Source organism: Chloroflexota bacterium, assembly GCA_023475225.1.
Classification (GTDB): domain Bacteria; phylum Chloroflexota; class UBA6077; order FW602-bin22; family JAMCVK01; genus JAMCVK01.
On sequence record JAMCVK010000028.1, the window covers coordinates 78,891 to 96,047 of the forward strand.

A 17,157-nucleotide genomic window follows, 5' to 3' on the forward strand; every position below is an offset into this window, starting at 1 on the left:
AACGGTGCTACCAAGTTGTTAACGCCTCCAAATGGCGGCGATAAGCCCTGCGCAGAAGACGAGGGCTGCACCAGCAACCCCGAAGAAAAAGGCTGGCCATAATGATTCGACCCAAAGATCAAACCGTAACCAGGATGGCCACAATGTAAATATCTCTGACGATGGTCGTCTGGTGTCAGGTTCAGGAGTGATCTCAGCCACAGATGGCGATGGGCTACCAGCAGTCACCGTTCCTCTAATAACAGGAGTCTTGAAGGGTGTAGGCGTAGGTGACGGCGGGGTGGGCGTCGGTGAAACCGTCACCGTCATCGTCGGCGTCGCCCCAGGTGTTGGTGTCATCAATAAAGTGGTCTCAACGAACTCGATGACCGCCCCAGTTCGTCCATCCACAAAGATATTCTCCGCCGGCACCCCAGAGAATCCCTCCACCGCAAGTGAATAACTCCCCAGAGGGAGACCAACAAAGGCAAATCCCCCATCACTCGCCGAAATCGTCAAGGTTTTATAGTTATGACCCCAGAGCTTGATTACGATGCCGGCCAATCCAGCTCCAACTCGATCCAGTACTCGACCGCGAATTGTGGCGCCACGCCCCTCGGCTGACGGAGTAAGAGGCGCATTCAATAAATAGCGCGGCACAAAATATACCGTGGAGGAGAGGGCGGGCGGAGAAGGTGTGGCTGTAACCATCGTCGTTGCTGGAGTTATAGTAGGACTCGGCTGAGCGAATGGCATCGGCAGAGCTACCACTGTATTGCCAGTGGTATTCTCCGCCGCCAAAACAGCCCCAATTCGACTCGCGCCCACCAGGGCGATGATCATCATCAGAAAACAGACGTAGTAACCTCTCTTCATCAATAAGCGTTCTTGTCTCCCAGAATTACGAGGAGACTGCGTATTAGGATTTTGAAATCTAGCCAGATGGTCCAATTTTCAACATACCAAAGGTCATAAGCGGTCCGTTCTTCTATAGAAGTATCCCCCCTTAAGCCATTAACCTGCGCCCACCCCGTAATGCCGGCCTTCTCGTTATGTCGCTCTACATAGCGTGGTATTCTCCTTTGAAATTGCTCCACAAAATATGGCCGTTCCGGGCGAGGCCCAACCAGACTCATTTCTCCGATGAGGACATTGATCAGCTGAGGCAGCTCGTCTAGCGAAAAACGGCGCAAGAAAGCCCCCCAACGAGTGGTACGGGGGTCACCCTTTTTTGCCCACACCGGGCCAGTCTCGTCCTCAGCTCCTGGCCTCATTGACCGGAATTTGAGCATCTGGAAAGGCTTCCCATCCAACCCCACCCGTTCTTGGGTATAGAAAACGGGCCCCCCTGGCGACGTCACTTTTATCAGAGCAGTGATCAACAACATGAGGGGTGATAGGAGGATTAAACCTACGGCACTAGATACTAAATCCATCATTCGCTTAATGGTTAGGTTCCAACCTCGCAGGGCTACATCTTTCACACTGATAAGAGGTAAGCCATTCAGGTCACCAATGCTCACCTCACTAGCCATCATCTGGAACAGATCCGGAAACACCTTGATGCCAACCCTAGCTCCCTGGCTCTTTGCCACCAGGTCCAACAGCTGTTTATGGGATAGATTGGGAATAGCGATGATGATTTCATCTATGCCCTGGCTCCTGATGATTGCCCCCAATTGTTCAATCTGGCCGAGCACAGGTACACCAGCTACCTGGCCCACGTCTTGATCCTCTGAGAGGAAACCCACAACGTGATAGCCGAGCCCTGGTGAACTTCTAATTTTGTCTAAGATGAGCTGCGCTGTTTCACCTGTGCCCATGATGAGGACCCTATCTCTATCAATCCCCCGAGAGCGCAACAAAGAATATAGAGAATGCAAGACGAAGCGCCCCATAGTGACCAGGATGATACTCAAGAACCAGGCTAAGGCTAACAATAAACGAGAGTAAGCAAAATCTCGTGAAGCGAAGGCGCTAGCCGCCATCATCAGAACAGTGGCAATGGAAAGGGCCACAAAAATGGCGTAGAACTCGTCAGTCCAAGAAACAGCTCGCTTGGGACGATAGAGCCCCTGGAGGGCAAAAACAAGGGGTAAGATAATCATTTGCAGACCCACTAGCCCAAGGTAGGCAGAATAGGGCTGCCATTCATCATAAGAGAAGATGTTGGCTTGGAAGCGCAGGCGATAGGCCAGCAGGGAAGCCAAATTGACCATCGCCAGGTCATTGATAAAAGTAAGAAACAGAAAGTAAGTTCCTACTCTCCGTTTCATTAAGCTAGCCTCCTCACGATCGCAGACAACCACACGTTACGCAATAAGGCCAGGATAGCCTGAACATAGATTCCGCCTACAATCAGGAGATTAAGCGGAAATGGTGTCGTGGACGCATAATGCTTACGATAGAAGATCAGCATCGCACGATAAAATTCGATGACTGGCCGCCAACTATCCTGCCTGCTGCTCTCGCCCTTATAATGCAATACCTTGACTTTCCCATTATATAACACTTTCCAACCACGCTGCTTAATTCGATAAGCCAGATCGAGATCCTCGCCATACATGAAGAACGACTCATCAAGCAATCCAACCTGCCGCCACATCGAACTACGAATTATCATAAATGCGCCAACCACCGAGTCGACTTCCGCGACGTCGTCTGGATCAAGATAGGTCAAGTTGTAGCGGGCAAACCGACGGCTTCTCGGAAATAGCTTGCTCAGGCCGAGCATACGGTAGAAAGATACCGCAGGAGTTGGGAAACTACGGCGGCAGGCCAGATCCAAACTACCATCCGGCCTGATCAGCTGCGGGCCCGCCGCTCCAGCATCCGGATGAGAATCCATAAACTGGATCATGTCCCTTAGGACGTAGAGCGATAAAGCGGTATCAGGATTCAGCAACAGGATGTAGCGGGGTAACGCTGAGGATGTTTCATCATCTACAGCTGGCAACGATGGGTAACCATCGAGTATCACCCGCAAGGCGAGGTTATTAGCATAAGCATATCCCCCATTGAATGGACTCTCGATCAAACGCGCTTGGGGGAACTCCCTGCTTACCATCGTCACACTTCCATCCTTAGACGCATTGTCTACAACAAATACCTCGTAGCTGAATCCCCCCTCACTGCTGAAAACCGTCTTAAGACAATCCCGTAGCAGATCGCAAACATTATAATTTACGATTATGATTGCTAGATCAAGCACGCAACCCTCTATTCTTCAGCCGCCAGAGAACGCCAACAGGGTAGCCGATCATCTTAGCGATATCACCCGTAAGACGAATGAGGGGAACGAGGAGAACAGCCTTTATCCTATCACCTCCAGAGCAGTGCAAGACCAACGGATATAGGCGTCGATAAGGACGATATAAGTAACCGGCCGCACCCAAAAAGAGCATAAGCCACCATCCTTTATACCAAAAACCAAGTAGGAGCACAAGACAGCCGATGGTATAGGCAGCATAGCGGATAAGATGGCGATGAAACCATAGTCCAGCCTTGCCATCCCCTCGTGCATACAGATAATACTGTCTAAAAAAGTCCTTCAACGTGGAGCGAGGACGAAACAAAGCCACTGCGTCCGGAACGAAGTGAAAACGACATCCCAAACGCCTCAGGTTCAGATCGAAGACAACATCCTCACAATAATCAAGCCACTCCGGATACCCGCCCACCTTAACCCAAGCGGCTCTTGTATAAGCCACCGATCGGCTGGAGGGCAAAAAGGATGTCGGATCGATATCCTCCACAGCAGGCAGGACCGCTGCGCCCATCGCTATCTCAAAAATGCTTCGTGGATCGGGCTTAAAGAAACCGCTCACAACATCGATCGGCCCGCTGTCCGCTTCCCCTAAGATAGTTGCATTGCTGCTCTCAAAGGGAGCCAATAGTTTGGCCAACCAATCTGGGGCGAGACGCACCCCTGCATCGGTTGAGACGATGATCTCGCCACTTGCCGCCTCGACGGCCCGATTACGTCCCTGGGAGATGTTACAACCAGGCACCACAAGCAATTTGATGGGCGCACCTTCGGCTATAAACGAATTGACTCGCTCTACCGTTCGATCGGTCGAGCCACCGTCGACGATGACGATCTCTTCGGGTTGGCGCGTCTGAGACAGCAGAGAGGAAAGCATATCATCGATAGTACCTTCCTCGTTTTTAACTGTCATAATGACTGACGCTCGCACCAATGTATCCTCCTTAGGACGGGTGGGCTAGCGAATCCATAGCGACCCCAGATCAACCGTTGCCCGAAGAACCCTCTCCCCAGCCATTTTCCCAGGCCCGCTATCCTGTTTCAGATACAAAACGATCTTGTACTCCCCAGGCGCAAGCCCGTGTAGGGCGATCCTTTCCTGATCGCGAATCAAGTCACCAACGTGCCACTTACTTGTGGTATACGCACCCCCCATCGGCTCATCCTCTGTGGTACGAGTGACAACCCCATTCGTACCAACCAGCCCTATTTGCCGCGCGTAATCCTCCTCAATGTCGCCTAAGGCCTGCCAGTACAGGACCAGATGAGCTATGTCGGCTGGGGCAAAGTTAACCTCCGCGGAGTCGCTACCCAGCTTATAGAGCCCGTAACCGAGAAATTTCACCTTGTTGTCAAGAAGCGTTTTACCCGATAAACGTGGCATACGGAGCGCCTCGACCTTCGGTGGTGTGTTGGACCGAAGCACCGTTACCCGCCCAAACAAGAAGCGGTCGGCTGTAGCGCGCCCTTGTTCATCGAGGATACTCAAGCGCTTACCCGTATCTGTTTCATAGAGGCCTACCTCAATCTGATATTCGCCGGGCGGGGTGCCCAGGAGAATAGGTATCCCATGACGATCCTCAACCATATCGGCGACAGCCCAGGAATCGGTCGGCTTGGTTCCTCCTGCTGGTTCACTATCATGTTGCCCACAGATGAACTCACGTTGATCAAGCAAATGTACAAAGACAGTATAGCGCTTCTTCAATGGCTCTAGCGCTTGCCAAAATAACGTCAGTGGAAGGATGTCGCCAGGTTTTGGTGACTGTGCCACCACACGGTAGCCCAGTAAGACGACTTCATTACCGAAATTTACCCTTACTTTATCTGTGGTAGCCTCCCCCACCTCGCCTGCCGCCAAGGAATAAAGGCATAGCCGTACGCCACCATACCAGGTGTTGTTTGCCTTGTAAGCGTGCTTATCCAGCCAGCCCTCAATGAAACCGTTGGGATCGGCCTCCTGCACCGCCCAGAGCACCAACCACACCCGCTTGTGCCCACCAGCAATCCTCCGCAACTCCCCCTCCGTATCCCTCTCATCTATCGGCCGCTGCCGCGGCAAAGGGTAAACGTCTCCCTCCCCACGATAATAGTAACGAAAGATCTCCACTTGCCCCGGAGCGTTCAGGACAATAGCATCCCCCTCCCGAAAGGACGACTCGATCTGCCGCACCAAACCCCGATAGTCATCGCGAGCATACTTCGGATCATAATAATAGGCCAGCAATGAGCGGGCACTGGAAGTCAAAATGAGCAGGACACAAATAGCAATGGCCCCCATCGAGAGAGCCGTCCGGGTCAACCTCATCCCGGAAATGGGTGGTAAACACCTCACGATCCTATCTAATCTATCCAGCCCCAAACCCAGGAGTAAACAATACCCAGGAACAGCCAACAGGAGAAACTTGGGATTGTACATTGGGCGACGTAAGGATAACAGATAAAGAACCAATACGGGGAACAAAACGTAGGCAAGGTTGAAGGCAAGAGCCCGAAGGCGATCAGGCCTTCCTACCTGCGCAGGCAGATACATCAATAGAAGGCTAGCCACTAGCAAGGCTAAGAAGGCGACTTCTTCGACATTCGATGCCTCATAGGAAAGCCCAAAAGAGAAAGCCACAAAAATCTTGTGCAATAAAGTGAAGAATGAAAATGGTTCGCTGACACTCGGCCAGACGGCCAGCTGTTTCAGCGATACGGCTAACCAGGGAACATAAAGGAGTAGAAGTATACCCTGAGCTATCACCCATTTGATGGCCAGACTGCGCCGTGGCCAAAAGGTGAGAGCCAGGAAAAAGTTCTGAGCTAAAACGATGGTGAAGGCAAAATAATGAGAGTACAGCGCCGCAGCAGTGACCAAAACATAGACGATCCACACCCACAAATCATCCCATCGTCCGACCTTCCCTATCCCCGTCGAGGATAAGCTGCTGCGCAGTGGAGAGGTAGACGGACCTTGGCTATCCACGGTGATAATTCGATAGCCCCTGGTCAGCAATCTCAGAAATAGATACATCGATAAAGCAGCGAGGAAGGTTACCTGCATATACATCCTCGCTTCCTGAGAATAGTAGACTAGGAGAGGAGAAAAAGTAGCTATGAAGCCTGCGAAATAGCCCGCTCCCAGATTGAATAAACGCTCCCCAATTTTGTAGGTTAGAGCCACAGTTAGAACGCCATAGATCAGGGAGAGATAACGCAGGCCAATTTCCGAGTTCCCGGAAAGGGCTGTCCAGAAATGCAGAATGTAGTAATAAAGCGGTGGATGAATATCCCCTGCGGCATCATGGGTGATGGTGGCCAAATCCCGTGGAGCCATCAGCGCACTTATTCCTTCATCGTACCACAGGCTTTGTGCCTCTATCCGCCAGAGGCGCAAGCCAAAGGCGATGACGAGGATGGCCATTAGGATCATTATGCTTATATAATTCGCTCGCCCTGCTGACCGGCCTCCCATCCTATTTCTCTTCCTGATCAAGAAACCTCATAGAGAAGAAGCCGAACCGTACCAAATAAGCGCTCCCTAATCAGATGGCCATGTTTATCCAGCCAGCCCTCAATGAAACCGTTGGGATCGGCCTCCTGCACCGCCCAGAGCACCAACCACACCCGCTTGTGCCCACCAGCAATCCTCCATAGCTCCCCCTCCGTATCCCTCTCATCTATCGGCCGCTGCCGCGGCAAAGGGTAAACGTCTCCCTCCCCACGATAATAGTAACGAAAGATCTCCACTTGCCCCGGAGCGTTCAGGACAATAGCATCCTCCTCCCGAAAGGACGACTCGATCTGCTGCACCAAACCCCGATAGTCATCGCGAGCATACTTCGGATCATAATAATAGGCCAGCAATGAGCGACTGGTAAAGAATCCGACCAAGGCCAAGCATAAGATAAGAGACCCAAGACCTGTTATGATCGCTATCTGCTGGAAATTCTCCTTCACTTTGCATCGTATAAATCCGCAGATGGGACTCAAAACCATCGGTAGGGAAAAGGCGAAAGAATTTATGCCTATCGCCAGCCAAAGATAATAAGCCGGCACAGCTAGAATCAGAAGGCGGGGATTATCAATCGGATTGTACAAAGGGTGCCATAACCACAAGGCATAAGTGACCACGATGGGAACCAGACACCAGAAGGCCATTAAGGCTTGAGGGCGTAGATCCTCTGCGAATCTCCTGCCCAAAGTATTCACCTCACAGATCCCCCAGGATAAGTCTCGGAGATACCGCGCCAACGGCCAGAAACAGCCCGCCAGAAGAAAAAACAGGAAAACAGCCGCAGCTTTATTGGTTAGCGTAGCATCAGCTGAGAGACCAAAGCTGAAGACGACAAAGGCCCGCCTTAAGACTGAACCAAAGGCAACGTATTCCCCAACGCCCGGGCCGCCGCGCCCTATGACCTGTCGGCCTACATAGAGTAGCCAGGGCAGGCAAAGCAGAACAATAACCAATTGGGACTTTAGCCAGGAGCGCAACCTCCGGTCACGCCGAGAAAGGACGACCAGCACATAAACGTTTTGCACCAATAGAACGGCTACGGCCAGGTAGTGGGTATAGAGAGAAAGGGTCGCCACGATAACGTAAGACAGCCACAGATGCGTTCTGCCTTCCTCCCCATCCGAGCGTTCTAAAATAAGCCTAATAAAGAGGTACATAGACAACGTGGAAAGGAGAAGCAGCAGGGAATACATGCGCGCTTCTTGAGAATAGTAGATCAATAGCGGTGCCACAGCAGCAAGCCAGGCAGCTACGAGCCCAACACCCCACCCCATCAAGCGAGTGCCAACTTTGGCCAGCAGTGGTAGCAAAGCCACACCAATCACTGCTGAAAACAAGCGTAAGACAAACTCGGATGTACCAAAAAAGATAGTCCAGATACGGAGCAGGTAGTAATACAGCGGTGGATGAATGTCCATCGCCGCAGCCTGGGTGATAGCCGAGAGATCACGCGTCATCAGCGCCGCCGTTACTCCCTCATCATACTCCAGGCTCTGGCCATTCAGTAAATATATGCGCAGAGCAAAACCGCAGGCGACGATCAACAGCAGTGCCAAGAGTAAACTGATCTGCTGGGGCGACCGCGGCGCGGATTCCGGGGTAACCGTCGTATGTTCTCTTCGCCATCGCTGAGACCAGGCCAGACCACCAAGTAAGACTAACCCAACCCCCATCCCTATTAGGGATCCTATCAGAGGAAGGTTATTCGATCCCTTGATAACAACAATGCCGTCCAGCACACAGCGCTTGCCCGACGAGGATTCATTCGTCGTCGCTGCAACCCGCAGCTCGGTAAAATGCACATCATCACTTAATCCATCGGCCACTGGTACTCGCTCTTGCCAGCGCACCTCTGGATTATAAAGATCAAGATACGCTCGCTTTTGTTCATCCCTCGGTAGCAGATTAGCCCCCTCTGACGAACCGTCGATGGTTACCAAGAGCCTTCCAGCAGTGGGGCCCTTTCGAACCACCAAATCCAGCTCATTTCCCTTAAAGAGGAACCTGACGGCGTCGCCAGCTGTGTCACTAAAAGCATAGTGGCCCAGGCCGGCTCTGTGGTCGGTGGCTCGTTGCCAGTGACCATCGAAGTTCAACGCCCAGTGGTCCTCCTGATGATAACCAAGGTACATCACTCGAGGCCCTGTGGCCAACTCTTTTAGCGCTTTATAAACGGGATGAGGATGGAAATCACTCCCGACGATGTTAAAATAATACCGCTGCTGCTCTTTATCTGCCTCATTAACCGCTCGAAAATGCCAGAGGTTCACCACACCCATCCACGGCCATTCCTCCTGGATCCGTTGATAGGCTCTAACAGTGTACTCTGCTTGCTGTTCGCGAGTGACCCGCCCGAAAAGAGGTTCAGCTGGAAAATCAGGGGGAAGAGCACACCAACCCATCTCCGAACCCCAGATCGGCTTTCCCGCATCACCATTGCGCACCATAATCTCTCGCGTCAGAATGGGCCGCGAGAAGTTGATGTCTCTCTCTGTGGCTTGCAGCGTTACATCGGGACCAGAGCGCAATCCATAGGGATTGACGCTCATTATGTCAAAGTACGGTTTAGCCCCGGCATCGTACATCTGTTGCAAGAAGATGAGGTCGTTTATTCCTCGCTCACTGTACTCGATCGTTGGGGCCAGGGCTGCGGCAAGAATAACAGCCTTCGGATCAGCCTCTTTCGCCCGCACATAAGCGATCTTCAGCAGTCGTACATACTCTTTAGCATTCGGTACCTGCCCACCCCATTCAAAGGCGAGGTTTGGCTCGTTCCAAATCTGATAATACCTGACCTTCCCCTTGTAACGACTGACAATGGTGTAGACAAAATCACCGAAGTCATCAAAATTATCCGGTGGCGTTTCTAACTTTGACTTGCCCGGGCGGGCCCATTCAGGTGAGGTATCTATGCGAAGGATCAAACCCAAGCCATACTCGTCGGCCAGATCGACGATGCGGTCGTATTTCTTCCAGGTATCCACGTTGTTGTGACGGTCATCTTGGTACAGGCCCTTGGCCGGACGTTCGATCTCATACCAAAGGACCTGCTGTTTGATCCAGCCGAACCCAGCTTCCTTGATCATTTGCAAAGTGCGGCGGATCTCACTCTCCTGCACTTCCTGCTCTAAGAAGACATTGATGCCGTAAGGATTGAATCCTGTATAAGGCATCGGCTCATAGTCGGCTGTTTCTACCTGTCGAGCTGTGAGCCTACTGTAGACGGCAATTATCCTATCCCTGACTTCGTATCCGATGATCGGTTTCACTGTATGCCATAGAGGCTGGCGGAAGACGATCCCAAGGACGGTGATGGCTAAGAATAACGCTGCAAGCCACAGAGAGAGACGCCTGATCCTCACCAAGAATAGACCTCAATTAATTACGCATATTCTTCAAGGCTGTATAGGCAGGGCGAACAGTGCCATCAGGATTAGTGATCGACCAGTAGTATTGTTCCTGGGCTGGCGTCCAGTCTGGGCTGGCAATATAAATGACCGTCATCGCCCCTATCCATGGCCGCCAATGTTCTTTAGCATACTGAAAAGCACGTACAAGGTAGTCAGCCTTTTCCGCCTCAGATACGCTCTGCCATTTGTATGGTGAGTCAGGCCTGGGGTCACTCGTCCAACCGAATTCTAATATGGCGATGCGTTTTTGCTCATCACCATACTTGACCATTATCTTCCGCAGGTCCTCCACGTGGCGGAAGCAATAGATCCGTCCTGCACCAGGTTCATTATGATCGTATCTCGGATCATAGGCCACCTCATCAGGCGACAGCTCTGGTGGCGCCTTATACCCTGCGGCGTGAGCACCCAGCATATCAAAATAATCCTTTGCGCCTTCCTCGTACATCTGCTTCACAAATTCCATATCCGGCATAGCGATGGCCCCAGAAGCCGTCGTCGGCGCCAGGCCAGCGCTGATAACTATAGCCTGCGGATCAGCCTTCTTAATGGACTGGTAAGCCAACTTCAAGAGGGTTACATACTCCTTTACATTTGGCGGCCGTCCTCCCCATTCCCGCGCCAGGTTCGGCTCGTTCCATATCTCATAAGCATCTATCTGACCATAAGGTGAACCGTTCTTATAGCGACTGGCAAGGGCATACACAAAGTCAGCGTAATCCTGCAGATTTTTAGGGGGACTGCTCAAGGCCGAAGCTGAAGCAGGATCAATGGCCCACTTGGGAGAAATATCTACCCGTGCGATTATGCGCAAACCATATCTCTTGGCTGCCGACACGATGCGGTCTGGCTCATTCCATTCGAATTGCCCCTTACCCTTGCCCTCGATATAGTTCCATTGAAACATCTGCTTGATCCAGGTAAATCCACCATCCTTGGCCAGCTTCAAATCCCTCTCCAGGTACGGGCTCCCCCACAGCATAACGTGCACTGCTCGGGCTGTACTATCCATCCAGGCCAATGGGGGATAGATCTCCTTTGCAGTAAGGTGCGTCTGTGTCGGCTTCGCCGTAGGCGATGGGCTGGATGTCGACTGCACCGTAGGCGATGGACTGGATGTCGGCTGCACCGATCCCCCTATACAGCCCACTAGAAGTGGTAACAGTAAAACAATCATTAAGACAGCACTGATCAAACCTTTACTGCGAAGGTCGTTCCACATGAAGATTCCTCCTACCACAATTTCATCGAAGTGGCTTTCCCCACATCGGAGGCAGAGTATAACCCTCTTGTCCGAATTTATCAACGTACCACCATTCTCAAAAGCTGATACCAGCACAGTCGGCTTTGAGGCTCGCGCTCTCCTAGGATATCTCCAGTAAGGAGCAATAAAAGCGCTCTAATCGGGGAACAAGCACCCGCCAATCGTATTTTATCTCTACAAGCTGGCGGGCCTTACGGCCTAGCCCTCTGCCCCTTTCCGGATCGCGAAGCAAAGCCAGCACCTTTTCGGCGAATTCAGCTGCATCATTGGCAATCAACACGTTTTCATCGGGGGTAACCTCGATCCCCTCACAACCAAGCGAGGTGGAGACGACAGGAGTACCGAGAGCCATAGCCTCCAGTACCTTCAGTCGAACCCCTCCGCCAATACGCATGGGCACTACACAGGCTGCTGCTCGCCCAACATAAGGACGTATATCAGCCACGGGACCACTAACAATTACACCTGGTATCTGCCCCAAGCGGAGAACCTCTCTCTTGGGGTCCCGACCAACGATGTAGAAGCGCAGGTCTGGCACTTCAGCACGAAGCCGAGGTAATATCTCTCGACAAAACCAGGTTACAGCATCAACGTTCGGTCGAAAGTCCATCGTTCCACTAAAGACAAGGAACGGCTCCCTCTCACTATTAAGTGGGGCGAATTCCGCTAAATCGACACCATTGCTGACCACTGTTGCTTTTAAGTTGGGGACGAGGGATTGTAGCATCCTTCGATCTACCTCGGATACGGCCACTACCCCATCTACCAGACGACAAATCTTGGCCTCATAACGCCGTAGCTTCCACCATTGGATAAACGAATAAAAGGCTCCGACCCAAGTGGCTGGACGGGATAGGTCGGTCTCAAAGGCCCGACGTTGCAACACATATTCGGCATTATGGGCATCCAGAACAACCAAGGGGCGCCTGTTCGTGGTCTTTCCCTTCCAGGCCATCTCCCAAAGGGGAGCCATTTCCAATCCCTCAATCTGGATCACGTCGAACTCCTCAGCGGCTAGTAAGGATGAAAGACGCTGGACTAAGGCCAGGGAAGAAAGGCGCAGAGTCAGGTCTGGCTGCTCTGAAAAGATCACACTGAACGCCCGACGAAGGGACGAACGAGTTGGTGGGGGTATCACCTCAACCCGCACACAGTAACGACGCAGCACGGCGAGCGCTGCTTTATCCGCTGGTTCACCAAAGGAAACAAGAGTCAGCTCATGACGGGCAGCAAGGTTTTCGATGATATTGAAATTCCTTATGGCCGTCCCCTTGTGGGGAGGATAAGGGACATGAGGAGTCAAGAACAGAATCCTCACGCTGCTGATACCCTCCTGTATACCTCTAAGGTCTGTCTGGCTGTTTGCTCCCACGAGAATTGCTTGGCCCGCTCCAGTCCTTTACGCTGTAAATCCGCCCGAAGTGCGTTATCAACCAACAGGCGCTGCATCACCAGCGCCAATTGCTCAAAGTCGTTTGGATCAACCTGCACAGCAGCCTCACCCACCACCTCAGGTAGCGAAGAACAGTTTGAGACGATCACCGCTGTACCACAGGACATCGCTTCCAACGCCGGTAACCCAAATCCCTCATAGAGAGAGGGCATAATTAAGGCTAAGGCACCGTTGTAAAGGTAGAGCAAATCATCGGCCGTGACCGCTCCCACAAAAATTACACTCTTTTCCAGTTGTAGAGTCTGCACCAGGGCGAAGATCTCCTCATAAAGCCATCCCCTCGCGCCAGCGATAACTAAACTGGGCAATTGCCTTAGGCTGGTGCCCGCCCCTTGCTGTCTCCTCAGAAGTTCATATGCCCTAAGCAGCGTGGGTAGATTTTTCCGCGGCTCAAGAGTGCCCACAAATAAAAAGAATGCGTCTTTAAGCCTGAAACGCGACCACAGCTCCGAACATACCTGCTCAGCATCGACGATTGAGCGAAAGATAGCGTCGGCAGCTTCGTAAATCACCGTGATTTTTGTTTCGGGAACGCCAAGTTGTTCCCTGAGGTCGCGCTTTGTGCTCTCTGAGACAGCGATGATCCCCTCGGCGCTCTCTACTGCTTGCCTTATCTGTCCATAATAGCGCTTACTCTCCGCCGTAAGCAGCTGCGGATAATGCAGAAAGGCCAGGTCGTGAACCGTGATGACCGATTTGCACCGTCGCCGAAACGGAGGAATGAAATCGGGACTGTGCAATATGTCCAGGCCAAGAGGAATGAGCTCAAGCGGCAGCAGAAATTGCTCAAGACGATGATGACAAGGTGTCCAAAGAAAACTCCGCTTGAAAGCAGCGGCGGGAAATAAAGGGCGTCTATCCCGCGCACTTTGCAAGACGATCGGCTCGATCGTAGTAGCAATATTAGCAAGCCCCTTCAGTAAACCCAAAATATAGGTACTGATACCACCGGGCCGATAACGCACCAACCGGGCATCAATGCCGACCCGCATCAGACGGATTCCTTGACCTGCTGGAGCCTCTCTTCGATCGCCATCTGTCCCAGCCGCACTGACACCATAGTCAAGCCTACGAACAGCCAGAAAAGAGCGATGGCATGGGGAAACCGCAAGTTGAAAAAGTGATGGTCGAACAGGCCAGTGGTGAGGGCCCCAAACATAGCAGCCAGACAACTCAGCAAAATAGTTTGTAACTCAGCATCGGGAATGCGATTGAGTACCCGTAGACCATGCCAGAAGAGCAAGCCCATAATCAACAGGAACACAGCTAAGCCGATTAACCCCATCTCCTCGGCCATTAGGAGATAGATGCTGGATACACCGATGTAAAGATCGATAGATGGGGCAGCACCAAAGCCGACGCCGAACCAAGGATAGGTGGCAATCAAGCGAAAAGCATCCTTGTACTCCCCCAAGCGCATGGCCGCAGCCTTATCCTGAGCCATGAATCCTGACTCCAAATGCCCCAAGAACGGTTCTGCCTGTGGCAGAAGCCCAAAATATAGAGCTGCTCCCAGGAGCACAAAAAGCACCCATAGCCTTCTATATTTGACTGTAGCGACGAAGATGGTAGCTGCCGCCAACCCCACCCAGGCGCTGCGGGATCGCGTCAATAACAGGCAGGCGACAATAAGGGTGAAGAGCACGGCCAGTCCCCATCGCTTTGCCAGTGCTGCCCAGGCCGATTTTTTACCAAATAAGGCCGGTAGCGGCGACCGTGAGACAAGATAGGTCACAGCTACGCTGCCCGTCAACATCAATGTCGCTCCTAAGATATTGGGGTCAATTGAGGTTCCATTGGCACGCAGGATCTTCGTGCCAGCGATGTAACGCAGGATATCCTGCCAACCAGAAGGGTAACCAATTACACGCAGCGATGACATAAGACGAACCGTCATTGCTGTTGGCAAAAAATAGAGGACAAGCCCAATCAAAGCAGCTACACTGCCAGCTAACACAAGACCCAGAAGCACCTGCTGCAATTGCTGCTTCGTCCGCACGCAATTAAGCACCCCAAAGAAAAGGAGAATACTATTAATCAATTTCAAGAAGAGACGGGTTATCTCAGGTGAGTCAGAATAGCCAGTTCCAAGAACGAAGGAGACGCCAGCCAGGAAAATGAATAGCAAAATGAAGAGATCAAGTGGCGAGGTCTGTAACCTCTGCCCAGGATGTGTAAGGAAACGGATCAACCAAACAAGAAGAAGGATAGTCAGAGTAGCATCGAGAAAGGTGAGCTTAACTGTACCGATAGGGAGTGGGATGACGGCGAATGGCAATAGACAGGCGACGCCTACGATGGTCAGCAGGCCAATCTGCGTGTTCAGCAGCATAGCCATACCCAGCAGTAGCCCGATGATTCCGGCTATGGCGAAGGGCGGAGTCACAGCGGCGGTTAAGGATCCGACCACAGCTCCTAACACTACAGCCAGGGCCATCAGTGCTAGGCGCGCTCGCCACTCATCATCAATCCCCATCCACGGTGCTCTTCTTGCTTTGACTCTGTCGAATAACATCCCAATCTGCCTTGGCCCGCTGTCCTGCTGGGCCATCTGCTTCCAACCCTTGCGTCTATCCGATAGCCAAGATTATACCACACCACCAAATCTGCAGGGCGAGAGCATTATCCAACGTCCCCTTGGAAAGTTACCTTGACCTGAAAGAGACGCTAGAGCCATTGGGATAGAGGCTGGGGAACGCAGATAAGGACGGCAGCACAACTAGCGGGCGAAGGTATACCCAGGCCAGATAGGCGAAGATCCCTACACCCAGCGATTCGTCAGGAAACTCCCAGCCAGGACCTAACGGCGGGATGGGATGATCAATTCTTGCCCCACCCTGAGACTATCCGGATCTGATAGCCCATTGGCTTCAATAATCGCCTGGGGCGATATGCCGTATTGAGAAGCGATGCCCCTGAGAGTCTCCCCTTCCTGGACCGTATGCACGAGCGGTGCCGATACCGTTGGCGTCGGCCCAGCTGCGGTCAAGGGGATGAGCAGGCGCTGCCCCTCAGCCAGGTTGTCCGGATCCTCCAACTGATTCACCTGGACGATCGCCTCAACGGAAGCCCCATATTGGATGGCTATCTCCTTCAGCGTCTCACCAGCCTTGACGATGTGCACTTTCTCCATCGGGGTCGGAACAGCAGTAGGAGATGGGGGAGCCGGTGTCGCTGTTGGACTTACCGTGGGCTGGGGACTGGGTACAGGCGTAATCGTGGCCGTCGGTGCAGTGGGCGTCGGTGACACCACTGACACAGTGGGCAGAATCTGACTAACAAGTGTAGGAGCCGGCGACGCCGGCTGCCCCTCGACAGGATAAAGGACAGGTTCTGCCAGGCGATAGCCTGAGGCCAGAATGAGGGCTATAAGCCCAACAGCAAACATCTGACTTAACAGCCAGGGGGTAACCTCGACACGGTGCGATTCTTTAAAGAATCGTCTCATAGCTAACCCCACTCAGTCCCTGCTCGAACGAAAGTCGAGTCCCAATCGTTCGATAAGTTCGAGAAACTCCTTATGTAACTGGGCACCGGCCACGATAATACTTCTGCTCCACAGTAAGCACGGCTTCCCCTCCCAATCTGTAACCCTTCCTCCAGCTTCGGCCACAATCAGTCTAGCCGCAGCCATATCCCACGGGTAAAGAAATCGGTGGAAATAAAGATCCAGACGCCCAACAGCAGTATAGGCTAAGCCCAGGGCAGCCGAACCTAACACGCGGAAACACTGAATGTAGGGGCAAATGGCCTGAGCCACCTTAACTATAATGGCCCGCTCCTCTTCATTGTGACCAAGGTCGAAGCCAACGTTCGACTGAAGTAGAGACGTTTTTGGTTTACTGACAATTCTCACACCGTTCAGAAAAGCACCCTTTCCCTGCTCGGCCAGGAACGTTTCCTCTCGCAGAGGGTCATAAATTACCCCCAACCGTGTCTCTTCCGTATGGATTAAGGCGATAGACACCGAAAAAAAGCCTATACCGCAAGCGTAATTTAGTGTGCCGTCCAGAGGATCAATGACCCACGTATACTCCGACCCATTTTCGATTCGGTCGGATTCCTCCGAAAGGATGTTATGCGTCGGAAATTCGCGCCGAATCAGGCTGATGATCTGCTCCTCTGCCCTTAAATCCACGTGAGTGAGGATATTAGCCCGTCCCTTGTAATCAAAGGAGTCGATCGCCCCAAAGTGCTGCCTTATGGTCTCCCCAGCTGCTTTGGCTGCGGCGATGGCCACCTCACTTTGGCTCCATCCACTCTCGCTCAATAACAACCCCTGCACAG

12 protein-coding genes are annotated in these 17,157 nt (G+C 52.4%); all 12 read right to left on the reverse strand.

Annotated features, from left to right (window positions below; all coding sequences use genetic code 11):
* Positions 1-18: 18 nt before the first annotated feature.
* On the reverse strand, positions 19-855 hold the full coding sequence (locus M1136_06760; GenBank protein ID MCL5075333.1) for a carboxypeptidase-like regulatory domain-containing protein: 837 nt from the start codon (positions 853-855) through the stop codon (positions 19-21).
* A complete protein-coding gene (locus tag M1136_06765) occupies positions 855-2,255 on the reverse strand; it encodes an undecaprenyl-phosphate glucose phosphotransferase (protein MCL5075334.1) in 1,401 nt (466 codons plus the stop codon). The genes M1136_06760 and M1136_06765 overlap by 1 nt, the downstream gene beginning before the upstream one ends.
* Positions 2,255-3,190, reverse strand: coding sequence for a glycosyltransferase family 2 protein (locus M1136_06770; protein MCL5075335.1), 936 nt, complete (start codon positions 3,188-3,190; stop codon positions 2,255-2,257). The genes M1136_06765 and M1136_06770 overlap by 1 nt, the downstream gene beginning before the upstream one ends.
* Entirely contained in the window at positions 3,183-4,175 is a 993-nt protein-coding gene (locus M1136_06775; GenBank protein ID MCL5075336.1) for a glycosyltransferase, read from the reverse strand. The genes M1136_06770 and M1136_06775 overlap by 8 nt, the downstream gene beginning before the upstream one ends.
* Positions 4,176-4,202: 27 nt before the next feature.
* Positions 4,203-6,701: a glycosyltransferase family 39 protein gene (locus M1136_06780; protein MCL5075337.1), complete on the reverse strand. Its 2,499-nt coding sequence runs from the start codon at positions 6,699-6,701 to the stop codon at positions 4,203-4,205.
* Between the two features lie 17 nt (positions 6,702-6,718).
* Complete coding sequence (locus M1136_06785) at positions 6,719-10,105, reverse strand: glycosyltransferase family 39 protein (GenBank protein MCL5075338.1); 3,387 nt, start codon at positions 10,103-10,105, stop codon at positions 6,719-6,721.
* A gap of 16 nt (positions 10,106-10,121) precedes the next feature.
* Positions 10,122-11,375, reverse strand: a complete 1,254-nt coding sequence (locus tag M1136_06790; GenBank protein ID MCL5075339.1) for a hypothetical protein — start codon at positions 11,373-11,375, stop codon at positions 10,122-10,124.
* Positions 11,376-11,517: 142 nt separating this feature from the next.
* A complete protein-coding gene (locus tag M1136_06795; GenBank protein ID MCL5075340.1) occupies positions 11,518-12,735 on the reverse strand; it encodes a glycosyltransferase in 1,218 nt (405 codons plus the stop codon).
* Positions 12,732-13,862, reverse strand: a complete 1,131-nt coding sequence (locus M1136_06800) for a glycosyltransferase family 4 protein (GenBank protein ID MCL5075341.1) — start codon at positions 13,860-13,862, stop codon at positions 12,732-12,734. The genes M1136_06795 and M1136_06800 overlap by 4 nt, the downstream gene beginning before the upstream one ends.
* A complete protein-coding gene (locus M1136_06805; GenBank protein MCL5075342.1) occupies positions 13,862-15,346 on the reverse strand; it encodes an O-antigen ligase family protein in 1,485 nt (494 codons plus the stop codon). Before M1136_06805 ends, M1136_06800 begins: the two co-directional genes overlap by 1 nt.
* Before the next feature lie 324 nt (positions 15,347-15,670).
* Complete coding sequence (locus M1136_06810; protein MCL5075343.1) at positions 15,671-16,318, reverse strand: LysM peptidoglycan-binding domain-containing protein; 648 nt, start codon at positions 16,316-16,318, stop codon at positions 15,671-15,673.
* Positions 16,319-16,330: 12 nt separating this feature from the next.
* Positions 16,331-17,155 carry an inositol monophosphatase gene (locus M1136_06815; GenBank protein ID MCL5075344.1) on the reverse strand — a complete coding sequence of 275 codons (825 nt, stop codon included), beginning with the start codon at positions 17,153-17,155 and terminating at the stop codon, positions 16,331-16,333.
* Positions 17,156-17,157 lie beyond the last annotated feature (2 nt).

Excerpts from the sequence above, each read along its gene's own strand:
- M1136_06765 (MCL5075334.1), bottom strand. The coding sequence starts at position 2,255 with ATGAAACGGAGAGTAGGAACTTACTTTCTGTTTCTTACTTTTATCAAT.
- M1136_06810 (MCL5075343.1), bottom strand. The coding sequence starts at position 16,318 with ATGAGACGATTCTTTAAAGAATCGCACCGTGTCGAGGTTACCCCCTGG.
- M1136_06760 (MCL5075333.1), bottom strand. The coding sequence starts at position 855 with ATGAAGAGAGGTTACTACGTCTGTTTTCTGATGATGATCATCGCCCTG.
- M1136_06805 (MCL5075342.1), bottom strand. The coding sequence starts at position 15,346 with ATGGGGATTGATGATGAGTGGCGAGCGCGCCTAGCACTGATGGCCCTG.
- M1136_06790 (MCL5075339.1), bottom strand. The coding sequence starts at position 11,375 with ATGTGGAACGACCTTCGCAGTAAAGGTTTGATCAGTGCTGTCTTAATG.
- M1136_06800 (MCL5075341.1), bottom strand. The coding sequence starts at position 13,862 with ATGCGGGTCGGCATTGATGCCCGGTTGGTGCGTTATCGGCCCGGTGGT.
- M1136_06780 (MCL5075337.1), bottom strand. The coding sequence starts at position 6,701 with ATGGGAGGCCGGTCAGCAGGGCGAGCGAATTATATAAGCATAATGATC.